Here is a 19,478-nt window from a genome sequence, read left to right on the forward strand (position 1 = left end):
GCTTTCACAGCCGGCCCCTCAGAGAGAGGAGCAAGGCGTCATGATCATGACCCGTTCCACCGCCGTCACCGCGGCCATCTCCGCCGCTTCCGCACTCGCCGCGACCGGCATCACCTACGCCGCCGCCACCCCCGCGTCGGTTCCCCAGATGGCCCCGGCCGTCGCCCAGCAGGCGCCCGCCCCGGACTACGCCCCGATGGGCGGCGAGGGCGGACAGGGCAAGGGCGACGAGGGCGGCGGCCGCGGCGGCGAAGGCGGCGAGCGCGGCGAGGGTGGTGAGCGCGGCGGGGGTGGTGAGCGCGGCGAGCACGGCAAGCGTCGCCACCACGAGATCGGCAGGATCTTCATCAACGAGCGGACGTACTCCGCCGCCCCGGACGGCTGCATCACCGTGCTCAGCGGCCTGGGCTCCAAGAGCCTCAACATCCGTAACGAGAGCAAGCGGACCGTCGAGGTCTTCCGCGGCGTGACCTGCGACAACGGCGCGCCCGTCGCCACCGTCGGCCCCCGCAGCGAAGCCAACGGCGTCAAGCCCGGACACTCCGGAGGCGTATTCGTCAAGGACGGAGTCGTGGCCAGCATCCGAGTGGTCGGTCACCACAAGGGCGACTTCGACTTCGACGACTTCGACTTCGACGACTTCTAAACCAGGCCCGTCAAGCGAACCATCGAGAACCCCGGCCCGCCGCAATCGGGCCGGGGTTCTGGTCTCAGCCCCCGGGCACCGGCACGTGGCGCCCACACCCGACCGCCGCTTCGCGGTCCACGCGCCTTTCACGCCATACTAAAACCGGCCTGAAGGCACTGCGAGGCTGCCCGCGCCGACCAGCTCCCGCTTCACCGGTTCACCCCCAAGCAGACTCCCGCTGGAACACACCCAGTTGGCGGTGTTCTCCAGTAGCGTCCACCGCTCTCCCCCGCGGCGCCCGGGTGAGCCCGAACGGGTGACGAAAGGCGAAAGCCGCACACCCGGTACCCCTCCCCCGGCCCGGCCGCGGCGCCCGGCGCCGGTGTCCTTGCTCGGTGCCGACGTACTGGGTCGGATCAGCGCGAGGCGCTTGCGCAGTGGCGGTAGTAGGTAGAGCCAGCCGATCCGCTCGGCGATCACCGGAGCGGGCATCCTCCGACACGTGGTTGCCGGGGCAGTGGGCTGGCTCGCTGTCCACGCCGGGCCCAGGCGTAGATCGGCTCCGACGTACGACGGTCCGTCAACTCAACTGATTCTTTACCGCTGTTGGCGGCCGCAGGAAGGCGAAGAGCCGGGGATGAGGGGTGCGATGAGTGACGATACGGAGGCTGCCGGGGCCGGGTGGGCGACGAAGCCATGCCCATCCCTGCCGACCCCGGCAGACTGCTGCCGTGCCCGCGGCCACGATGGTGGGCCGCTGGGCCGCCGGGCCTCATGGGAGGGGCAGGATCCGGCCGGGTGGGTGCGCGACGAGGTATCGCGGTCCTCGTTCGGCAGCTCCGCCACCAGCAAGACCCGCACCTTGTGGAAAACGTGCCGGAGCTTTTGGCCTCTTGGCCGGCATCGGCACCGGGGCATGGGTCGTGGGGACAGGCTGGGCAGGCCCGCTGCAACCTCCCTCCCCGCGCGGGTGTGGGACCTCGTTCCCACCTTGTCGCCCGAGCACTGGCGGACCTGACGATCCGTGCCTCGGACCGGCACGCTCACGCCCGGCAGCTGCTGCAGGGTCACCAAATCGACGTGCCGGACCGGTTCACCAGCACCGACCGGCCGCGCTCACCGGCACCGCTGACGCCGATCCCCGGTCGGCAGAAGCCGCCGATCCCTGAACGCACGCCGGCGCCTCACAGTGGCAGGGCAGCGCACGGGGTGCGGTGAAACCCAAGGCTTCGAGGTCCTCAAGCGAGCAACCCGGTCAAGGCCTCGCAACCCTTGGGCTGCGGCCCTGACGGAATGCCGGACCCCCACCGGCGGACCTGCCGAACGCCGGTGCCCGCCGGGTGAGGGGGCGTCATCGGGGCAGGGCCCACGTGATCCGGTCCGTGCCCGCCCGTCCCGGAATCTGATGAGTCTTTCGCGCTGGTAATTCCAGGCGACTCGCTGCCGCACGGGTGATCAGGCATCAGAGATCACCTTGAAGGCCTAATCCCTCATCAATCTGCCCGGAACTTTTTGAGGATTGACGTGTCGTCAGAAGTTGAAAAGCCGTGCCGCCGGGTGCTCTGGGTACCCCATTCGGCTCCCCCACACCAGCCATTCCGATCCGCCCGAAATGACAGCTTTGGGAGCGGTCAGTACGTTCAATCACACGCCGGCCGCAAAAGCCGGCCTCTCTGAGACAGGAGCAAGACACCATGATCATGACCCGTTCCACCGCCGTCACCGCGGCCGTCTGCGCCGCTGCGGCACTCGCCGCGACCGGCATCACCTACGCCACCGCCGCCCCCGCGCCGGCGCCCCAGGCGGCCCCGGCGGCTCCGGCCGTCGTCCAGCAGGCTCCCGCCCAGGCGCCGATGGGCGGCGAGTCCGGACAGGGCAGGGGCAACGAGGGCGGCGGCCGCGGCGGCGAAGGCGGCGAGGGTGGCCAGGGCGGCGAGCACGGCAAGCGTCGCCACCACGAGATCGGCAGGATCTTCATCAACGAGCGGTCGTTCTCCGCCCAGCCCGACGGCTGCATCACCGTGGTGAGCGGCCTGGGCTCCAAGAGCTTCAACATCCGCAACGACAGCAAGCGGGCCGTCGAGTTCTTCCGCGGCGCGACCTGCGACAACGGCGCCCCCGTCGCCACCGTCGGCCCCCACAGCGAAGCCAACGGCGTCAAGGTGCACCACACCAAGGGCATCCACGTCAAGGACGGAGTGGTGGGCAGCTTCCGGGTGGTCAAGCGCCACCACGGTGAAGACTTCGACTTCGACGACTTCTAAACCCAGCCACGCCATGAGCAGCATATAGAACCCCGGCCCGCCGTAATCGGGCCGGGGTTCTGGTCTCAGACCCCTCGGGGCACCCGGCACGTGGCGCCCGCCTGCCCCTCTTCCCGACGGTCCACGCACCTTGCACGCCATGCTAGACCGACCAGAAGGCGCTGCGAGGCTGCCCGCGCCGACTTCCTCCCGCCTCACCGGTTCACCCTCAAGGGGATTCCTGCTGAAACATCCCCAGTTGGCGGTGTTCCCCCGCGAGGATCACCGGCCCCTGCCGCGGCGGCCGGGTGAGCCCAAACGGGTGACGAGAGCAAAAAGCCGCATACCTGGTGCGACTCCCCCGCCCCGGCATGACCACACCCACACGGAGGCAGGACGGCACGGAAAGCCACACGACCACAGGGCACATTCCGCACCCAAGACACCACGGGGTGACTCCTATGAACAACCGCCTGATGGAGGACTCGAGCGACGACAGCTACGTCATGGACATCCTCGACATCACATGCACCCCGGCACTGCCACGCCTCGGACACCAAGTCCGCTGGGACATGGAGTGCCACCTCAAAGAGACGGTCGACCTGACCCAGGTCACCTGCCGGGTCATCATGAAGATCGGCCCCATGAAAATACTGGACAAAAGCTACAAGCTGCCCGACCTGCTGGCAAGCATGGGCACCAGTCTGTCGGGGGACGCCCAACCACCCGCCGGACTGTGGAAACAGACCTGGAACCTCCACATCCCCCAGACCGTGCCCGTCGCCAGACACCGACTCCACCTACGCGCCCACACAGCGGACGGCAAGAACTTCCTCGCCCTCGACATCCCCGTCGCCTTCAGCCACAGATGGACCACCACCAGCGACAACATCGGCTCACCCAGCCACCACGAATTCGACAGAGACCTCAGCCGGGCAGTGTGACCCAAGCCCCCGCACCCCCTGCACACACCACCCACAACAGCACGGCCCGCACCCTCACGAAACCCGTCTCCGCCCGGCCCACTCCCGCCCAACCCAGTGTGGATGATCGGCCTGGTACCGCACACGCGGTACCTTCGCGGCTCCCGCAGCGTCCGCGGTAGCCGGATGCGGCATCGGCGGCAGCGCGAATTGCCTACGCCCGCCGGACGACCAGCTGTGGGTCTGGCAGACATGATCGGACGACGTCCAGTCGTAGGAGGAGCCCCTCATGTCAGTCCGATTTGTGCTTGCTGCGCCGGCGTCCGCGCATGACTCGGTCCAGTCGGCAGCCGTTTACAGCCTGACCACCGGGCGACTCGTGGGTGGCACGGCCGCACTCGTGGCGCTGGCCGGCGTGGTCATCGGGCTGGCCCTGGCCCGCTCCGCCGGTCGCATCGGCGCCGGCAACACGCGAAGCAGGGCCCTCGTGGCCATGATGGCGGGGCTGTTCGGCATCGTCGTCGGCACGCTGAACCTGGCCGTCGCCGACGGTGGTCCTGGCACCGGCAACGGAGTAGTCGGAGGCGCCCTGGCCCTGGTGCTGGGGCTGATCGCCGCAGTCCTCGGCCAGCTGGCCCTGGCCCGCTCCCGCCGCACAGGCTGACCGGGGAATCGACTGACCGGCGGTCCGCCTGTCAGGCACCAACTGCGCCGCAGCTCCTTTAGCTCGACGCTCCGGCCGCCGTCCCGCCTGCGATGCAGGTCGGCACCAACGCCTTGGCGGGCGGAGGCTACGGCTCGTGACCAGCCTCAATACTCCCGCTCACGAAGCCGCGACCGGAACAGGGAACCAGCCGCGGCCCCGCGCCGCCCTGCCCGCCCTCTGTCTGACACCCACGACCGTGGTTCGCAGGGGAGGCCCCATCGGCGGTGCGGACTCTCAACGCGTGCAGAGCGGAAACAAGAGAGGGCCCGGATTCCGGGCCCTCTCCATCTCGTAGCGGGGACAGGATTTGAACCTGCGACCTCTGGGTTATGAGCCCAGCGAGCTACCGAGCTGCTCCACCCCGCGTCGTCGATACGATCACTCTACACATGCATATGGCTGAAGCCGGCATCGAGGGCAGCCGCCGACGAGGTGAAGGCCCGGATGACCCACGCCCTGGACGCGCTGGGGGCCAAGTTCCCCACAGACGCTGCTTGCTTGGACGCCGCCCAGCAAGTCCTGCCGGGCGGCTGCCGCTCCGCCGGCCGCCGGCGCAGTGGCAGCGCGCCTGCGCCTCCGTCTTCACCCTTGCCCGCCGGGGGCCGCCTGGTGCGCGCCATCCCCCGTCCTGGTCCTGGTCGGCTGCCTCATCCTGGCGTCTTCCTGCCGCCGCGCTTGGTCACTGCTGGCGCTGCGGTCCTGTTCTTCGAGGCCGTGGTGCACGGCTCCGGCGTGGCTCGGCGCAGCCGCGTACCTCACTGGTTAGCTAATAGCAAGACAGGTCCTCGGCCACGAAGAGGCGGACATGACTAACGTCAACGAAGTAAACAAGCAGGTCATTGCCCAGTTCCGGGCGCAGGGAGGCATTGTAGGAGGCTTCTTCGCGGGCAAGAACCTGTTGCTCCTGCACACGATCGGCCGCCGTACCGGCCAGAAGCGGGTGAACCCCCTGGTGTACGCGGCCGACGGTAACTGTTTCCTCGTCTGCGGCACCGCACGCGGCGCGGAAAGAGATCCAGCGTGGGTGAGCAACGTCGCCGCCATGCCCAAGGTGACCATCGAGGTGGGAAAACAGATCCTCGAAACGACCCCTACCCTTGTCACGCATGCGTCGCCCGATTGGGAACGTCTCTACGGAATCTGGTCGGCGTACTGGCCCGACAGCGCTCAGTACGAGACCAGGACTTCGCGCAAGTTCCCCATCGTGAAACTGGAGCCTGGCGCATCAGACGACGCCCTGCCTGAATGAGTGTTAGGTCACGGGTCGAACCAGGCTACGGTGCTTTCGCCGGTTGTTCGCTACGCCAGGTTCGAGATCATCGCGAGGCGGAAGTGCTGTTCGTGGTACGCCCGCGCGGTCGCCAGGTTCTCCTCGAACCTGGCGTCACTCGTTGGAAGTCGATGCAGGCTTGGAAGTCGTCGACGACGTAGCGGACGTCGTCGAGCTTGTCGGGTGTTGCCACGGCTGGGCGACACGCCCACCACTCCGTCCCGCGGCCGAACGGCAGGCCCTGATCAGGCTGCCCCTCGGGAGCTCCACCCCACAGGCCCCGGACGAGATCGAGAGTGTGCGCATTCACCCAATTGCGCAACGGGTTCACCGAAGGCTGGTGCGCTTCGCAGCGACTGCTGATGGTTTCCACCGAAGCGGAGCAAGCTCCATCATCGGGGCAAGGCAGGGGTGCCCTCCTGTTGATATCTGCGATGACGCCGACCTCGTCGGTCATCGCGCTGCCGGTCCCGGCCTTCACCTCGTCGACGAGAGGCGCGGCCCGTGACAAAGGAAGGGCGCGACTCCTGCCGGTCGCGGTACGGTCCTGCCATGTCCCGATCAGCCGAGACCGGCCGCTCCCCGTCCCCTGTCACTGCGGACGACCTCGACCTTGCCGTGCAGCTCGCTGTGAAGGCCCTTCGCGAGGCGCCCCCAGCCGCGTGGGACGGTAGGGCCGGTTCGCTGGCATGGGACTGCTGGGAGACCGTCGAGCACCTCAGCGACGACCTCTTCGCGTATGCCGCGCAACTGGGCCCCACAGCACCGCCGTTGGATGGGGAGGTGCCCTTCGTGTGGGAGAGCCGACGGCCAGGCGGCCCGGCGAACGCCATTCACGCCAACCGTGAGGCGGGGCCCGCCGGCCTGTTGCAGGTGTTGGAGGCGAGTGGTGCGCTGCTGGTCGCCATGGTGCGCACCAGGCCGCCGCAGACCCGTGCTCACCACGTCTTCGGCATGTCCGACCCCGAGGGCTTCGCCGCCATGGGAATCGTGGAGACCCTGGTACACACGCACGACCTGGGGCAAGGGCTCGGCCTCGCCTGGAACCCACCCGCCGACCTGTGCGCGCGCGTACTCGCCCGGCTGTTTCCAGACGCTCCAAAATCCACGGAACCCTGGCCCACCCTGTTGTGGGCCACCGGACGCGCCGAACTGTCCGGACGCCCTCGCCTGACCACATGGCGCTGGGACGGCACACCTCGGGCCTAGGCTCAGCTCTCTCCGGCGAAAAGGGTGAGGTTCGTCGGGTGGACGGTCAGGCCGCTGTTGAGAGCGGCCTGACACCATCGCGGCCGTGGCGAAACGCATGCGCGATCGTGCCGGTTTCAGGTTTCAGGGCGTGCCGGTGGCGGCCTGCCAAGCGGCCGTCAGGCGGGCTGCGCCAGGCGCGCCGTCAGCACACGGGCACGGGCCTGCTGAACCGCTCCCGCCTGGGAGGCGGCGAAGCGCAGCAGGCCCGGGGGCGTGTGCAGGTGCAGGGTGTCGGTGACGACGCTGCCGGCCGCGTGGCGGTCGATGGCGAAGCGGTAGCTCATGCGGACCCGGCCGGGGCTGCGGACTTCGCCGGAGATCTCGGCGAAGTGCGGGAGGCGGTCCGGGGCGGCGACGAGGGTGACGTCGATGATGTTGTCGTGCCGCAGGACGCCCAGGAACCGGAAGCGTTCCACGGCCGTGTAGTGCACGGTGTTGCCACTGCGGCGCACGTCGCGGACGGCGACGAGGAGTGGCGACAGGCCGATGTAATGCGACGGTTCGGCCAGGTGCGCGAAGACCTCCTGCGGCGGCACGGCGATCTGGAACGTGTGCTTCAGTTCGGTGGACGGCACCTCGGATCCCTCCTCGATACGGCACGGTGATCCTCCCATCGCCGGTCGGAGAGCGGCGGCGCCGGGCCAGCCGCGCGTAGGCGGCCATGACGAGGGTGACATGCGCCCAGTCGTAGGAGCGCGGGCCTTTCGACCCAGCGCCCGCCGAGCGCCGTCAGCCCCTGCACGTATGCCGCCGCGTTCGCCCGCAGGTCACGCTGCGAGAAGAGCGGTGCCATGAGCCCTGCAAGCTCCGCGACGTGCGCCTCGACGCGCCCACGTCTGCACCGGCGGCACAGGCCGTCCCGTATTCAACTTGAGGCGCACCATGATGATCACAGGGCGGTCTGATCGGCGCCGGCACCGTCGGCTTCTTTGCTGTCAGACCTCCCGTTTACGGTGGTGGCATGCGTTACATGGTTGAAGCGTTCGCCGTCGGGTCACTGCGTCGTGGAGCGGAGATCGAGCAGTTCCTCGGACCGAAGGAGCACAACGGCGAGCGGGGCGTCGCATGGGTGGAGATCTGGCCACGGGAGCAGGGTTACGTGATCACGCTGTACGGCGGCGTGGATCGGGCCGACGGCTACCAGGGACAGCGGAATCTCTACGAGCTGCCACCGTTCCTCTACCCGCATGAGGACGACGAGGATATGCCCTTCTGCGAACTCGGGATCGCGTCCGAGCCGCTGGGGGCGCTCGAGCTGGCAGAGTCGCTGACCGGGGCAGTGCGGAGCAGATGGATGAACCGCGGCCTCGGCATGGACGAATACGCCGACTACGTACGAGCGGGCAGCCCAAGCGTGTGGCCTGTCAGCTAGGGCCGACCCCGCATGCACCGGTCCCACCGGCGAAGACGCCAGTTCTCACCGCGTCGAGCTGAGTCAGATCACGATCGACCATCCCCTGGGTCTCTGCTGCCGATCAAGAACGAGGGCCATCTGGGCTCAGGCGTACGGAGGGTGAGAGCCGGAGTGTGCCGATGGCCGCGCCTGCCGCGAGCCGCCGTCCGTCGGTCCGGCCACCGTCCATCACTCCGGCCACGATGGGTCGGTGGCGTTCAGCGCGGATGCACCCAGCCCGGTGTCCAGGTTCCGGCGGCGTCGTGGCCGGCCGCTGTGGCGGCGAGGTGGGTGCGGAGGGCGGCCAGCGCGGGGTGGGGGTTGTCGCGGTGCCACAGGAGCGAGTGCGGGTAGACGGGTGTCGGTTCGGTGACCGGGATGCGGCGCAGGCCGTGGCCGGCGGGCCAGACGAGGCGGGTGTACTCGCCCATGAAGGTGGCCAGGGGCGGAGTGTCGGCGATGGTGTCGAGGAGCGCGTCGGAACCGAAGTTGGGGCCGGTCGCCTCGATGGTGAGGCCGTACTCGGCGACGAGGTCGTCGTAGTAGGAGGCCCACTCGGTTCCGGGGACGATGCCGGGCATCCAGATCCGGTGGCCGGCGAGCCGAGCCAGGGGCACCGACCTGGCGGACGCCAGCGCGTGGGCGGGGCCGGTGAGGAGCTGGAGCGGCTCGTCGAGCACCCGGACGGACTCGATGTCCTCGGGAAGGGGCCGACCGGGCGCGGCGACGGCGCGGAAGGACGCGTCGATCTCACCGGACCGGATGGCGGCGATGGCCGTCTCGATGTCGAACAGCCACACCACGTCGAGCTCGTTCTCGGGGTGCGCGCGGTGGAAGCCGCGCATCAGGCCGGATGCCGCGCCGCGCGAGTTGATCACGTCGACGCGCAGTGGACGGCGGCCGGGGCGCACGGACGCGGCCGCGCGTTCAGCGACGCGCAGCAGGTCCCGGGCATGGGGCAGGAACGCCTGCCCGTCGATGGTGAGCTCGGCGCCGCGCGGTGTGCGGTTGAACAGCCGCACGCCGAGGTTGCGCTCCAGCGCGGCGATGCGCTTGGAAACCGCCTGCTGGGTGACCGCCAGCTCGGCGGCGGCCTCCTGGAACTGCCCCGCGTCGGCGGCGACGACGAAGGTCCGAACGGAGTCGAGGTCCATGTCGACACCCTACGATCACAACCATTGGTTGTGGCCAGGGGCCCTGTGGTTGGTTTGATCCCCGGGCATGGTGCTCGCTTTGATGCCTCCGATCGCGGATCGGTTGTGCGGGTGAGTGGCAAGGGGCGTCGGGCATGAGGAGCAGGCCAGCAGCGCCGTGAACCGCATCAGGTCCGTCATGATCAGTACCGGCCGCTTGCGGCGGAACTCCCCCGCCGATGTCCGCGCAGATGTCCCAGCCGGAGACTTGTGCATCCGGAAGGGAGCCCAGAGCGGTGGCCGGAGCTGTTGCGAGGGGGCGAGGACCGTACGATGCCGTGCGTGATCGCACGTTTCTCGGCCCCGCACGTGGTTGTGGTCGGCGGGTGCACTGTTCAAAGGCAAGGACGGCAGCAATGAGTGTTCCAGTGACTCCACCTCGGCCGTTGGATGTCATCTCGTTCTTTCCCGAGCTGGCTGATCACGCAAGGACAGCGGTCCGGTTGCACCCGGATCCCGCCGGCCCGGACCCGTACCAGAGCTCCGTGGGTGGGCCGCTGGCGTGGCCGGCAGACGAGGCGTGGCCGACCTGTCCCGGCGGTCAGCACCTCAAGCTTCGCCGGCCGCACCGTCCCGACAACGTCCGTGGTAAACGGTCAGCGACGACGTTCGCCGGCCTCGGAGAGATCACCTGGGACGAAATCCCGGCTGATATGGCCTGGCCCATGCTTCCGGTCATGCAGGTGTACGCACGGGACGTGCCTTGGTACGACGGCTTCCCGCAGGATACGGACGTCCTGCAGATCCTGTGGTGTCCGTTCCAGCACCGCTACGAAGATGCGGCAGTGCCTTACAACGGCATCGCCGGCCCGTTCGTGCACGTCCGCTACCGCCACAGCCGTGACCTCTCCGGCAGCTTCGCGACGTCACCCGAACCCGTCGCCGTTGGGGAGCCTGGCTATCTACCGACACCGTGTCTGATTCGGCCGGAGCCGGTCACCGAGTATCCGCACCCTGGTGCGCTGGGCGAGGAGTTCGAGGCCCGAGTCGACGAGTGGGAGATGGCCACCTTCACCACGGACGACCCAGAAGACCACGAGCCCAGATACCGCTGGGAGCTGTCAACCGCCCCGGGCTGGAAGCTCGGCGGGCACGAACCCTGGAACTACCAGGGCTATTTCGGGCCGGTGCGGTGCCACACATGCGGCAACGAGATGCGATTCGTCGCCGCGATGGCCAGCGTCGAATGGGACGGCGGCACGGCGAGTTGGGCCCCGGCCGAATTCCTCGATGGTCCTGTGAACAGCCGCCTTCGTCGTCAGTCCCCCACAGATGTGCGGCTCGGCGGGCATGAGACCATGCGCATCTTCACCTGCCCGGTGTCGTCAGCGCATCCGGTCATCAGCGACCTGGTATAGCGGGGCCGAGTGTTCAGGCAGCCTTGGGGTTGCGGCCGGGCGGCTGGTGACCGACCGGCGAGGCAGTGGTGGGGGTACGTGCACCTGAGGCTGCGCTCGTCGTACTCGGCCGTCTGTGGTTCGTAGGCCGGCGCCGCCGTGGGAGACCGGTGCGACGCACTGCGTGCGAGGTTCGGCTGCCGTGGCGGGTACTCGCCTGACTATGGGCCTTTGGGGCAAGCGGGACGACATGGTGGTGCACGAGCGAGAGCCGTTCAATGCCGAGCCACTTCGAGAGGCGCTGGCTGGGCGGCAGGAGACGCCGGTCGACACCTTCTACAGCCGCAACCACGGCCCGATCCCCGCAATCGACCCGGCGGCATGGCGGCTGCGGGTGGGCGGCCTGGTCGCACGGGTGCTGGAACTGTCCCTGAAGGACCTGCGGGCACGGTTTGACCAGGTGGAGGTCGCGGCCACACTGCAGTGCGCCGGAAACCGGCGAGCCGGCCTGGCCGCGGTGCGGGACATCCCCGGCGAGGACCCGTGGGGGCCCGGTGCCACGTCCACCGCCCGCTGGAGCGGGGTGCGGCTGGCCGACGTACTGGCCGCAGCGGGCCTGCGGGCGCAGGCCACGCACATCGCCTTCGCCGCCCCGGACGTCTCGCACCTGGCCGACCCACCTCAGCCCTACGGCGGCTCCATCCCGACCACCAAGGCCCAGGGTCCGGAAGTACTGCTGGCCTGGGCCATGAACGGCCGGCCGCTACCTCCCGTCCACGGCGGCCCGCTGCGTGCGGTGGTGCCAGGCTGGATCGGCGCCCGCAGCGTCAAATGGCTCACCAGCGTCACCGCTCAGACCCAGCCGTCCGACAACTACTTCCAGGCCACCGCCTACCGCATCCTGCCCGCCGAAACCGACCCCGACCACGCCGGACCCGGCGACGGCATCTCCCTCGGCCCCATCGCGTTGAACTGCGACATCCTGAGCCCCGACGACGGCGCGCATCTCTCGCCCGGACCGGCCGAGATCACCGGCTACGCCCTGGCCGGCGACGATCGCTCCGTCGCCCGCGTCGACGTCTCCCTCGACGAAGGACTCAGCTGGCGCCAGGCCGAGCTGGACCGGCCGGCCAGCCCCTGGACCTGGCAGCTCTGGCACATCACCCTTGACCTGCCCGTCGGTGAGACACAGGTGATCGCACGGGCATGGGACTGCACCGGCGCGGTCATGCCCGAGTCCCCGGCCCATCTGTGGAACCCCAAGGGCTACGCCAACAACTCCTGGGCCCGTGCCCGCGTCACCTGCCGCTGAGCAGCCCCCACGCGAACACGACGATAGTTGACCGTTCGGCTATTATCGAAGGATGCCGCGACCAGCCAATCCGCTCGTCCGTGAACGCCTCCTCACTGCGGGGCTCGAGCTCATGCACACGAACGGTTTCAACGGGTGCGGCATCAAAGAGATCACCGACAGTGCCGGTGTGCCCAAGGGGTCGTTCTACAGCTACTTCGCCAGCAAGGAAGACTTCGCGGTCGCTGTGCTCGAACACTACTGGGCATCCATCGACCGGGACTTCGGCTTCAATCTGCGAGACGCATCCCGGCCGCCCGTCGAACGCGTCACCGCCTTCTTCCTGGCCATGACGGACCACAACGCGCGGCGCAACTTCGCGCTGGGGTGCCTCGTCGGCAACATGTCTCTCGAGCTGGCCGACCACAGCGCAGAGGTCAGAGAGAAGCTGGACCACATCATGGACCGGTGGACCGGCTTGATCGCCGCGTGCCTCCGAGAGGCCCAGGTGAGCGGCGACGTCCCCGGTGACGCGTCACCGGAGGAACTCGCGTTCGTGATCGTCGAGGCGTGGGAAGGGGCTGTCATGCAAGGACGCATCAGGCAGCGACGCGATTCGTACGAGAGGTTCGCAACTGTGGCCCTGCCGCGCCTCCTTGGAACATCGACTGCCTCGGTGAAGTAACAGACGGCTGTCGCTCCGGCCGAGGAGGCGGTACTCTGATCCCCATAAAAAGACGACCGGTCACTTATTATCCCCGTCAGCCACCCCCCTCGTAAGGAGCGGTCCCGCTCATGTCCGACAGCAGCATTTACGCCGAACCCACCAGCCCCGCACTCCCCGGAAGTGGGTTCACACTCGACCCCGCACGTGCGGCACTGGTCATCACCGACCCGCAGATCGACTTCCTGAGCCCGAAGGGCGCTACCTGGTCCGTCTTCGGAGACAGCATCACCGAGAACGGCACCGTCGGCCACATCGGCCGGCTTCTCGCCTCCGCGAAGGAGGCGGGCATCACGGTTGCCGTGTCACCGCACTACTTCTACCCCACCGACCAGCAGTGGAAGTTCGGCGACCCGATAGAGCAGTTCATGCACAGCGTCGGCATGTTCAGCCGCACCGGTCCGCTCACCCTCGACGGCTTCACCGATTCCGGCGCCGACTTCCTGCCGGAGTACAAGGAGTACATCCTGGACGGGGAGACCGTCATCGCCTCCCCGCACAAGATCGTGGGGCCGGAGTCGAATGACCTGGTCCTCCAACTGCGCAAGCGCGGCATCTCGCAGGTGATCCTTGCCGGTATGGCGGCCAACCTGTGCACCGAAGGGCACCTCCGGGAGCTGGTCGAGCAGGGATTCGAGGTCGTGGTCGTCCGTGACGCCACCGCCGGGCCCCGGCTGCCCGAAGGTGACGGATATCTGGCCGCCCTCATCAACTTCCGTTTCCTGGCCAGCGCCGTGTGGTCGACCGAGCAGACCGTCGGTCAACTTCGTTCGGCCTGAGGGCAAGCAACCCCCGGAGGGCGGGGCGCGTGACATGAACGGAAGCGAAGTCACCGAACGGATCGTGGAGCCCCTCCCCCGGGAGGCGTTGGCGCCGGGATGGTCCGGGGGCGAGGAACCGGCGGACTGGGCCATGCTCTCGCTCTTGGCGGTCAGGAAGGCTGGACCTCGTCGAAGAGGGCGAGGGCTTCGGACGGGTCCGGGCTCACGAGGCGTTCCAGACCAGCCATCGTGATGTTCGCCCACCCGCCGGCCCGTGCCCACATCTGTTCCTCGAAGGCGCGGACGGCCTCGTCCAGATCTCCAGGGCCGGGGGCGGCGGCGACGGACTCGGCGAGTTCGGCGCCTTCCAGCATCGCGAGGTTCGCGCCCACCCCCAACGGGGGCATCAGGTGGGCTGCGTCGCCCAGTAGCGTCACCCCGGTCACGTGGGCCCAGGTGTGGGACACGGGCAGAGCGTAGAGGGGACGGTGGAGGAAAGCTGTGCCGTGGCGGAGGAGGTCGAGGACGGGAGCGGCCCAGCCGTCGAACAGAGCCAGCAGGCTTGATCGCACGGCCTCGACGTCGTCCGGGCCCAGGCCCGCGCGCTCGTTCAGGTCCCTATGCCGGTCCGGGTTCGTGTGCCAGTCCAGCGGCACGCGGAACTGGGCGTATACCTTGACGTGGCCGCCGCTGTTGCGCTGGGCGACGAGCGCGCGGTTCACGCCGTACACAGCCACGGAACCGTCGCCGACCAGCCGGGCGAGGTCGGGGTGGCGGGTGTCGACGTCGTCCAGGGAGGTCTCGACCAAGGTGACGCCGGTGTACTGCGGCGTCGCGGACGAGACCGCCGGGCGGACCCGGGACCAGGCACCGTCCGCGCCGATCACGAGGTCGAACGTCTCCTGTCGCCCGTCCGCGAAATGGACCAGCACGCCATCCCGGCTCTCCGGCACTACCTCCGTCACGCCCCGCCCCCACTGAACGTCCAGAGGCCCGAGTAACAGGTCACGGAGTTGCCCGCGGTCGATCTCGGGATTGGCCCGGTCACCCGGACGAGGTTGCCAGTCGCGGAGGACGGTCCCGTCCGCGTCCAGGATGCGCATGGCCTGCCCCTCGGGACGGGACAGCGCCTGGAACTCCGCCAGCACCCCCGCCTTCTCCAGTGCCAGCTGGCCCAGCCCCTCGTGCAGGTCCAGCGTGCCGCCCGCGGGACGGGCGTCGCGGGCGGGATCGCGTTCGAGGACGGTGACAGGGTGACCATGACGGTGCAGGACGCGGGCGAAGGTAAGGCCGGCAGGGCCGCTGCCGATCACGGCGATACGGGGTCTCATGTCGATACAACGTACGGCCCCTCACCAAGCCAGTCCCGCCCCGTCACCGAACCGAAACGACGGCGTGAGCCGGCGGACCGGTGATCCCCGCCGTCCTGGGGCGGCCCCTCCCCAGGGCGCGGAGTGCGGGGCCGCCCGAGCCCTGCGTCCTGTAGGCGCGGGGCACTCTCCGAACACCAGGACTCAGGTCCCGGTTTCACCTCCTCCGGTTCGCCAGGCTGGGGTTCTTGGCGCGGACGGCCTCCACGCGCGCCGCGTCGACGACGGCGGACGCCACCCCGGGAGCCTCGCCCGCCGATGCCGCCACATGGCCCATCGGATCCACGATGAGGCTCTGGCCCGCGCAGTTGGGGCCGGTCTGACCGCAGGCCAGGACGTAGGCGGTGTTCTCGATCGCCCGGGCACGAACGGTCGGCCACAACTCCACAGTGAAGGAGCGGATGAGGCTCATTACCCCTGAGTCCCACCCTCCCGAACGTCACCGTAACCACTCAGCCGTGCCGGGTTCCCTCCCGGCATGCGATGTGCCCCGGTATGGGGGTGCCGGTCGGCAGTGCTGGATCGGGGACGGGCTCGCCCCATACGGAAGTCAGAGGCAGGATCCCGGCCCACAGCCCGAGTCCCGCGTCGGGCCCGTCACCGTCCTCCGGTGCGCCGGTACGGATCTTGACTGAGGCTTCCTCCAGGGAGAGGGCGAGCAGGGTGGTGGCGGCGAGTTCTTTGCGGTTCGGGCGGCGGGCGTAAGACCACTGGCCAGGAGCCGAGTGCTCGGTGAGCCGGCGCAGTCCCGCCAGTTTTTCCTCGGGGTCGGTAACCCTGCGGGCGTCGCCGTGGATCACGGCGCTGCGGTAGTTCACACCATGCTCGAAGACGGACCGAGCGAGCACCAGCCCGTCGACGTGTGTGACGGTGACGCAGACGGGGAGATCACCGGTCAGACTGCGACTGGCTACGGACCCGTGCAGATACAGCCACTGCTCGTCCCGCCCGTACACCGTGGGCAGGACAAGTGGCCGCCCTTCGATCACCACTCCCAGGTGACAGACGAACCCGGCGTCGAGAACCGCCTCCAGATCGGTCCGCTCCAGGCTGGCCTGTTCGCGTAGGCGCCTGTGCCGGGTGCGGGCGGTAACCGGGAGTCTGGGCGGGAGGGGTTTCGAGGCCATACCGCCGAAGGTAGCGATATCGCACATAGCCGTCTAGATGTCTTCTGATCTCATCGAAGAGTCGGCTGCTGAACAACGAAATCCGTAGAAACACCTCCTCGCAGACCCATTCCCCTCCATGACCGCTGCTCGGAACAGTCAGCTTGGAATCCGGTGTGCCGAGCACGATGGCACTGAGCACCACCTCAAGCATCAGGCAGCCGTAGCCGTCGTCCGTGCCACGATGGCGCTCGGGATCACGTTCCACCACGGCACGCGCGATCCACCATCCACCGTCGGCAACCGGCGCGATGGCAGCCGCGAAGACTCCGTTGTGCCGGCAGCGAACATCTTTGTCGCCACGGCTTACGGCTGGAAGTACTCCGACATCAGGCGGCTGACCCACGCCGGCTGCTTGATGTTCACCGGGCGGAACTCCTCGTCGATGGTGATCGTGCTGCGGACGGCACCCCAGTTGTCCGTGTACTGGACATCCGTCCGGTTGTTCCGGACCGTACCTATCGGTGTGATCTCGAAGCCCGGCATGGCCAGAGGCTATCCCTGCCGCATCCATGCCGGCATCGAGGCGATCGGCACCGGCGTCCAACGACCAGCACCACACTTCACCGGACCCGCTTGGCGGTCATCTCGGTTGTTGAGTCGACCGTCGCAGATGAGGGTGCGGGCGGTGGCGGCGAAGGCGAGGAGTGGTCGGTCGTGTCGCATGGTCAGATATCGTGCGCGGCCATGGGTGAACTGATAGTGATCAGGCACGGCCAGACCGAATGGAGCCTGTCGGGCCAACACGCCGGCCGTACCGACATTCCGCTGACAGACGCGGGTGAGGCCGCGGCCAAGGCGCTCGCTCCGCGGCTGGCCCGACGCCATCCGGTGGCGGTGTTCAGCAGCCCGCTGAGCCGCGCCATGCGGACGGCCGAACTGGCGGGCCTGGCCGGCGTCCGGCCCGATCCCGACCTGATGGAGTGGGACTACGGCGGCTACGAGGGCCTGACCGCGGCGCAGATCCAGGAGATGAGGCCGGGTTGGGATCTGTGGCGGGACGGCGTCATTCCCGGCGACGACCATCCCGGCGAACAGCTCCAGCAGGTGGCCGCGCGCACGGACGCGGTGCTGGACCGGATGCGGCCGCTGCTGGACGAGGGCGATGTCGCCGTCGTCGCGCATGGTCATCTGGCGCGCGTGCTCACGGTGCGCTGGCTCGGCCTCGACGCCTCCGCCGGCCGACTGCTCGGCCATCCGCATCCAGGCACTCTCAGCTTCCTGGCCACCGAGGACGGGCAGCCGTTCATTGCCGCCTGGAACGTCCCGTAGCGACAGAGCCGCTGCCTCATGCCTGCCGCGAGAGGCGCCGGAAGCACATGAGCGCCGCGGCGATCCCAGCGAAGGCCGGGAAATGTTCCGCTCGGCGTTCATAGCGGCGGTGCCGGCGGCGGCACCCGGCGGTGTCCGCCCAGGCGGCCGGAGTTCTGTCGCCGGCGCAGCCAGCTGCGCGGCTTGCGCGAGGTTCAGTCGGCCGCGCCGCAGACCCGCAGTCCCACGGGTGTTCCGCACGGGAGATGGCCGTGGGTGGCGACCACGCCCTTGCCGGTTCCGTTGTCGACGGCGTACGCGAGGAAGCTGGAGGCCAGCGAATCGGCGGGGGGACGGCCGTAGGTGTAGGCGTACTCGATTTCGCGGTAGGGGTAGCCGCTCGACTCGATGCGGTCCAGGTCGGGGGCGTGCCCGTCCAGATTGAGGCGGTGCAGCCCCTTCGGCCGCTCCGGAGTGGAGGCGGCGCGCTGTTCGCTGTAGCCGATCGCACCCGGGGTGCGGGCCACGGTGTCGAGGACCTGCTCCGTCGAGTCGAGCTCGCAGCGCAGCACCGGCGTGCTGCGGACCGTGCGGTTGACGCAGTCGTCCGACGACGCGGGCGGTTCGTCCGCGCCGCCGAGGACGCGGCTGATCAGGGCGGAGCGGGTGCCGGAGCCAGACGTACGGCTGACCAGGACGACGGGCAGGTCGGGGCCGTCGAGCTGCGACCAATTGCGGATATCGCCCCGGTACACGCGGCGCACGTCGGCCACGGACAGGTTCGTCAGGCGCACGTCGTCGTGCACGACCAGCGTGAACAGGGAAACCGCGACGCGGCTCTCGCTGAGCTGGGTGTAGCTCGCCGGGCGCGGGCCGTCCGAGAAGGCGATCACCGGCGCGCCTTGCCGGTGCCGGCCCCCGGACAGGGCGAGTTCGCGCACACCGGTGCGGCTGCCGTGGGTGGAGACCATGATGTCCGGCTTTCCGCCGCAGTGGTCCCGGTACTTCTGTGCCAGCTCGTTCATCACCGGCGCGAACGCCGTCGAGCCGGTCAGCCTGAGGCTGCCCGTCTCGCAGTCGTCGGGCAACGGGCCCGGCACAACGAGCGGCAGGGTGGCCGCCGCGATCAGCGCGAGGCCGAGGACGACGGTGGTCCAGCGGGCCTGCTTGCTGAACACCGGTGGCTTCTCATCGGGCGTCAGACTGTGGTTCTCGTGGAGCGTGCCGTCCTTGATGTCGCCGGTGACGACGACCGGAGCGCCCTCCTGGCCCCCCGTCAGGAGCACCAGGATCTTGTAGTAGGCACCTGGCTTGAGAGGGACGCGCGGGATGCGCAGGGTGCTCGGGCCCATGACGAACAGGCCGGGCTGGTTCTCGAAGTAGCCCATCAGATTGGCGTGTTCATCGGGCAGCGTGACGTCCTGCGCCTGGATGCGCCGCCCCGGGAACTCGGCACTGAGCCCGTACTGCGCCGACGGGTCGATGTAGTCGGATTCTTCGACGTGCCGCGATCCGTCGTTCTCGATGCGCAGCAGGACGAGGGTGGCGTCGCGCATCGTGGGCAGGTCGTTGAAGAGGCCGAGGCGCGGGTCCACCCCGCCGGCTTGACCGTTGTGACCTATCGCGATGTCCATCTGCTTGCGGAAGCCGATGCGTCTACTGCGCCGGGCCCGCCGGTCGGCGATGAACGGCGTGACGATGGAGACGACGCCCAGCACCAGGCCGGCGGCCGTGAAGGTGATTTCGAGCCATCCCACGAGCCGACTGTACGGACCCGCCGGGCGATTCGGCGGGGGTGGAGGCGATCGTCTCCGACTGTTCGTCAGGTGTTCAAGTCCGGCGTGCGGGTGGCACGGGTTCGCGGTGAGCCCGGCCGCTGACCTGACGTGGTATCAGGAGACTGCCCTGGCGATCGGACCGGACGTGCGTGCGTGTGTGCGCGTACGTGGGTGCTGCGTGCGTCGGGCGGCA

19 protein-coding genes, 1 tRNA gene and 1 pseudogene are annotated in these 19,478 nt (G+C 68.9%); 12 read left to right on the forward strand and 9 right to left on the reverse strand.

The features are described from left to right. Positions 1 to 40 precede the first annotated feature (40 nt). From ACIQMV_RS20805 to ACIQMV_RS20820, 4 genes are all read left to right on the forward strand, one after another. Positions 41 to 646, forward strand: coding sequence for a hypothetical protein (locus tag ACIQMV_RS20805; protein WP_402594520.1), 606 nt, complete (start codon positions 41 to 43; stop codon positions 644 to 646). Between the two features lie 1,676 nt (positions 647 to 2,322). Further along, positions 2,323 to 2,892, forward strand: a complete 570-nt coding sequence (locus ACIQMV_RS20810; RefSeq protein ID WP_402594521.1) for a hypothetical protein — start codon at positions 2,323 to 2,325, stop codon at positions 2,890 to 2,892. Between the two features lie 440 nt (positions 2,893 to 3,332). Next, positions 3,333 to 3,815, forward strand: coding sequence for a hypothetical protein (locus tag ACIQMV_RS20815; RefSeq protein ID WP_402594523.1), 483 nt, complete (start codon positions 3,333 to 3,335; stop codon positions 3,813 to 3,815). Between the two features lie 268 nt (positions 3,816 to 4,083). Continuing rightward, a complete protein-coding gene (locus ACIQMV_RS20820; protein WP_402594525.1) occupies positions 4,084 to 4,458 on the forward strand; it encodes a DUF6223 family protein in 375 nt (124 codons plus the stop codon). A gap of 334 nt (positions 4,459 to 4,792) precedes the next feature. Here ACIQMV_RS20820 and ACIQMV_RS20825 read toward each other — a convergent pair. Next, positions 4,793 to 4,866 (reverse strand) — tRNA-Met (locus tag ACIQMV_RS20825). A 439-nt stretch (positions 4,867 to 5,305) separates the two neighbouring features. Here ACIQMV_RS20825 and ACIQMV_RS20830 point away from each other — a divergent pair. Next, positions 5,306 to 5,749 (forward strand): nitroreductase/quinone reductase family protein, encoded by a 444-nt coding sequence (locus tag ACIQMV_RS20830; RefSeq protein WP_402594527.1) that lies wholly within the window; start codon positions 5,306 to 5,308, stop codon positions 5,747 to 5,749. A gap of 573 nt (positions 5,750 to 6,322) precedes the next feature. Further along, the gene (locus ACIQMV_RS20835) at positions 6,323 to 6,979 is read left to right on the forward strand and encodes a hypothetical protein (RefSeq protein ID WP_402594529.1); all 657 of its coding nucleotides are present in this window, start codon (positions 6,323 to 6,325) and stop codon (positions 6,977 to 6,979) included. Positions 6,980 to 7,137: 158 nt separating this feature from the next. Here the strand turns inward: ACIQMV_RS20835 and ACIQMV_RS20840 are convergent, their stop codons facing one another. Then, positions 7,138 to 7,596, reverse strand: coding sequence for an SRPBCC family protein (locus ACIQMV_RS20840; protein ID WP_141365272.1), 459 nt, complete (start codon positions 7,594 to 7,596; stop codon positions 7,138 to 7,140). A gap of 386 nt (positions 7,597 to 7,982) precedes the next feature. Here ACIQMV_RS20840 and ACIQMV_RS20845 point away from each other — a divergent pair, with 386 nt between their 5' ends. Then, positions 7,983 to 8,393: a hypothetical protein gene (locus ACIQMV_RS20845; RefSeq protein ID WP_402594532.1), complete on the forward strand. Its 411-nt coding sequence runs from the start codon at positions 7,983 to 7,985 to the stop codon at positions 8,391 to 8,393. A gap of 239 nt (positions 8,394 to 8,632) precedes the next feature. Here ACIQMV_RS20845 and ACIQMV_RS20850 read toward each other — a convergent pair whose 3' ends face one another. After that, a complete protein-coding gene (locus ACIQMV_RS20850; RefSeq protein WP_402594534.1) occupies positions 8,633 to 9,568 on the reverse strand; it encodes a LysR family transcriptional regulator in 936 nt (311 codons plus the stop codon). 425 nt (positions 9,569 to 9,993) lie between these two features. Here ACIQMV_RS20850 and ACIQMV_RS20855 point away from each other — a divergent pair, with 425 nt between their 5' ends. The 4 genes from ACIQMV_RS20855 to ACIQMV_RS20870 all read left to right on the forward strand — a co-directional run bounded on the left by ACIQMV_RS20855 (position 9,994) and on the right by ACIQMV_RS20870 (position 13,738). After that, on the forward strand, positions 9,994 to 10,965 hold the full coding sequence (locus ACIQMV_RS20855; protein ID WP_402594536.1) for a hypothetical protein: 972 nt from the start codon (positions 9,994 to 9,996) through the stop codon (positions 10,963 to 10,965). A 202-nt stretch (positions 10,966 to 11,167) separates the two neighbouring features. Beyond that, positions 11,168 to 12,256: a sulfite oxidase gene (locus ACIQMV_RS20860; RefSeq protein WP_402594538.1), complete on the forward strand. Its 1,089-nt coding sequence runs from the start codon at positions 11,168 to 11,170 to the stop codon at positions 12,254 to 12,256. 52 nt (positions 12,257 to 12,308) lie between these two features. Next, positions 12,309 to 12,920 (forward strand): TetR family transcriptional regulator C-terminal domain-containing protein, encoded by a 612-nt coding sequence (locus ACIQMV_RS20865; RefSeq protein WP_402594540.1) that lies wholly within the window; start codon positions 12,309 to 12,311, stop codon positions 12,918 to 12,920. A 110-nt stretch (positions 12,921 to 13,030) separates the two neighbouring features. Then, positions 13,031 to 13,738 (forward strand): cysteine hydrolase family protein, encoded by a 708-nt coding sequence (locus ACIQMV_RS20870; RefSeq protein WP_401781621.1) that lies wholly within the window; start codon positions 13,031 to 13,033, stop codon positions 13,736 to 13,738. Between the two features lie 152 nt (positions 13,739 to 13,890). Here ACIQMV_RS20870 and ACIQMV_RS20875 read toward each other — a convergent pair whose 3' ends face one another. The 4 genes from ACIQMV_RS20875 to ACIQMV_RS20890 all read right to left on the reverse strand — a co-directional run bounded on the left by ACIQMV_RS20875 (position 13,891) and on the right by ACIQMV_RS20890 (position 16,742). Next, entirely contained in the window at positions 13,891 to 15,051 is a 1,161-nt protein-coding gene (locus ACIQMV_RS20875) for an FAD-dependent oxidoreductase (protein ID WP_402594541.1), read from the reverse strand. A 196-nt stretch (positions 15,052 to 15,247) separates the two neighbouring features. Then, the gene (locus ACIQMV_RS20880) at positions 15,248 to 15,502 is read right to left on the reverse strand and encodes a nitrilase-related carbon-nitrogen hydrolase (RefSeq protein ID WP_402594543.1); all 255 of its coding nucleotides are present in this window, start codon (positions 15,500 to 15,502) and stop codon (positions 15,248 to 15,250) included. Between the two features lie 40 nt (positions 15,503 to 15,542). Continuing rightward, complete coding sequence (locus ACIQMV_RS20885; protein WP_402594545.1) at positions 15,543 to 16,217, reverse strand: pyridoxamine 5'-phosphate oxidase family protein; 675 nt, start codon at positions 16,215 to 16,217, stop codon at positions 15,543 to 15,545. A gap of 345 nt (positions 16,218 to 16,562) precedes the next feature. Beyond that, the gene (locus tag ACIQMV_RS20890; RefSeq protein ID WP_402594546.1) at positions 16,563 to 16,742 is read right to left on the reverse strand and encodes a hypothetical protein; all 180 of its coding nucleotides are present in this window, start codon (positions 16,740 to 16,742) and stop codon (positions 16,563 to 16,565) included. A 201-nt stretch (positions 16,743 to 16,943) separates the two neighbouring features. On the opposite strand from ACIQMV_RS20890, the gene ACIQMV_RS20895 reads away from it, so the two are divergent. Then, a complete protein-coding gene (locus tag ACIQMV_RS20895) occupies positions 16,944 to 17,528 on the forward strand; it encodes a histidine phosphatase family protein (RefSeq protein ID WP_402594844.1) in 585 nt (194 codons plus the stop codon). Between the two features lie 16 nt (positions 17,529 to 17,544). On the opposite strand, the pseudogene ACIQMV_RS20900 reads toward ACIQMV_RS20895, so the two are convergent. Both ACIQMV_RS20900 and ACIQMV_RS20905 read right to left on the reverse strand, forming a co-directional pair. Further along, positions 17,545 to 17,658 (reverse strand): annotated as a pseudogene (locus ACIQMV_RS20900) (IS5/IS1182 family transposase); the annotation flags it as partial. A 64-nt stretch (positions 17,659 to 17,722) separates the two neighbouring features. Continuing rightward, a complete protein-coding gene (locus ACIQMV_RS20905) occupies positions 17,723 to 19,264 on the reverse strand; it encodes a substrate-binding domain-containing protein (protein ID WP_402594548.1) in 1,542 nt (513 codons plus the stop codon). Positions 19,265 to 19,478 lie beyond the last annotated feature (214 nt).

It is taken from the genome of Streptomyces sp. NPDC091412, from assembly GCF_044756885.1.
Lineage (GTDB): Bacteria > Actinomycetota > Actinomycetes > Streptomycetales > Streptomycetaceae > Streptomyces.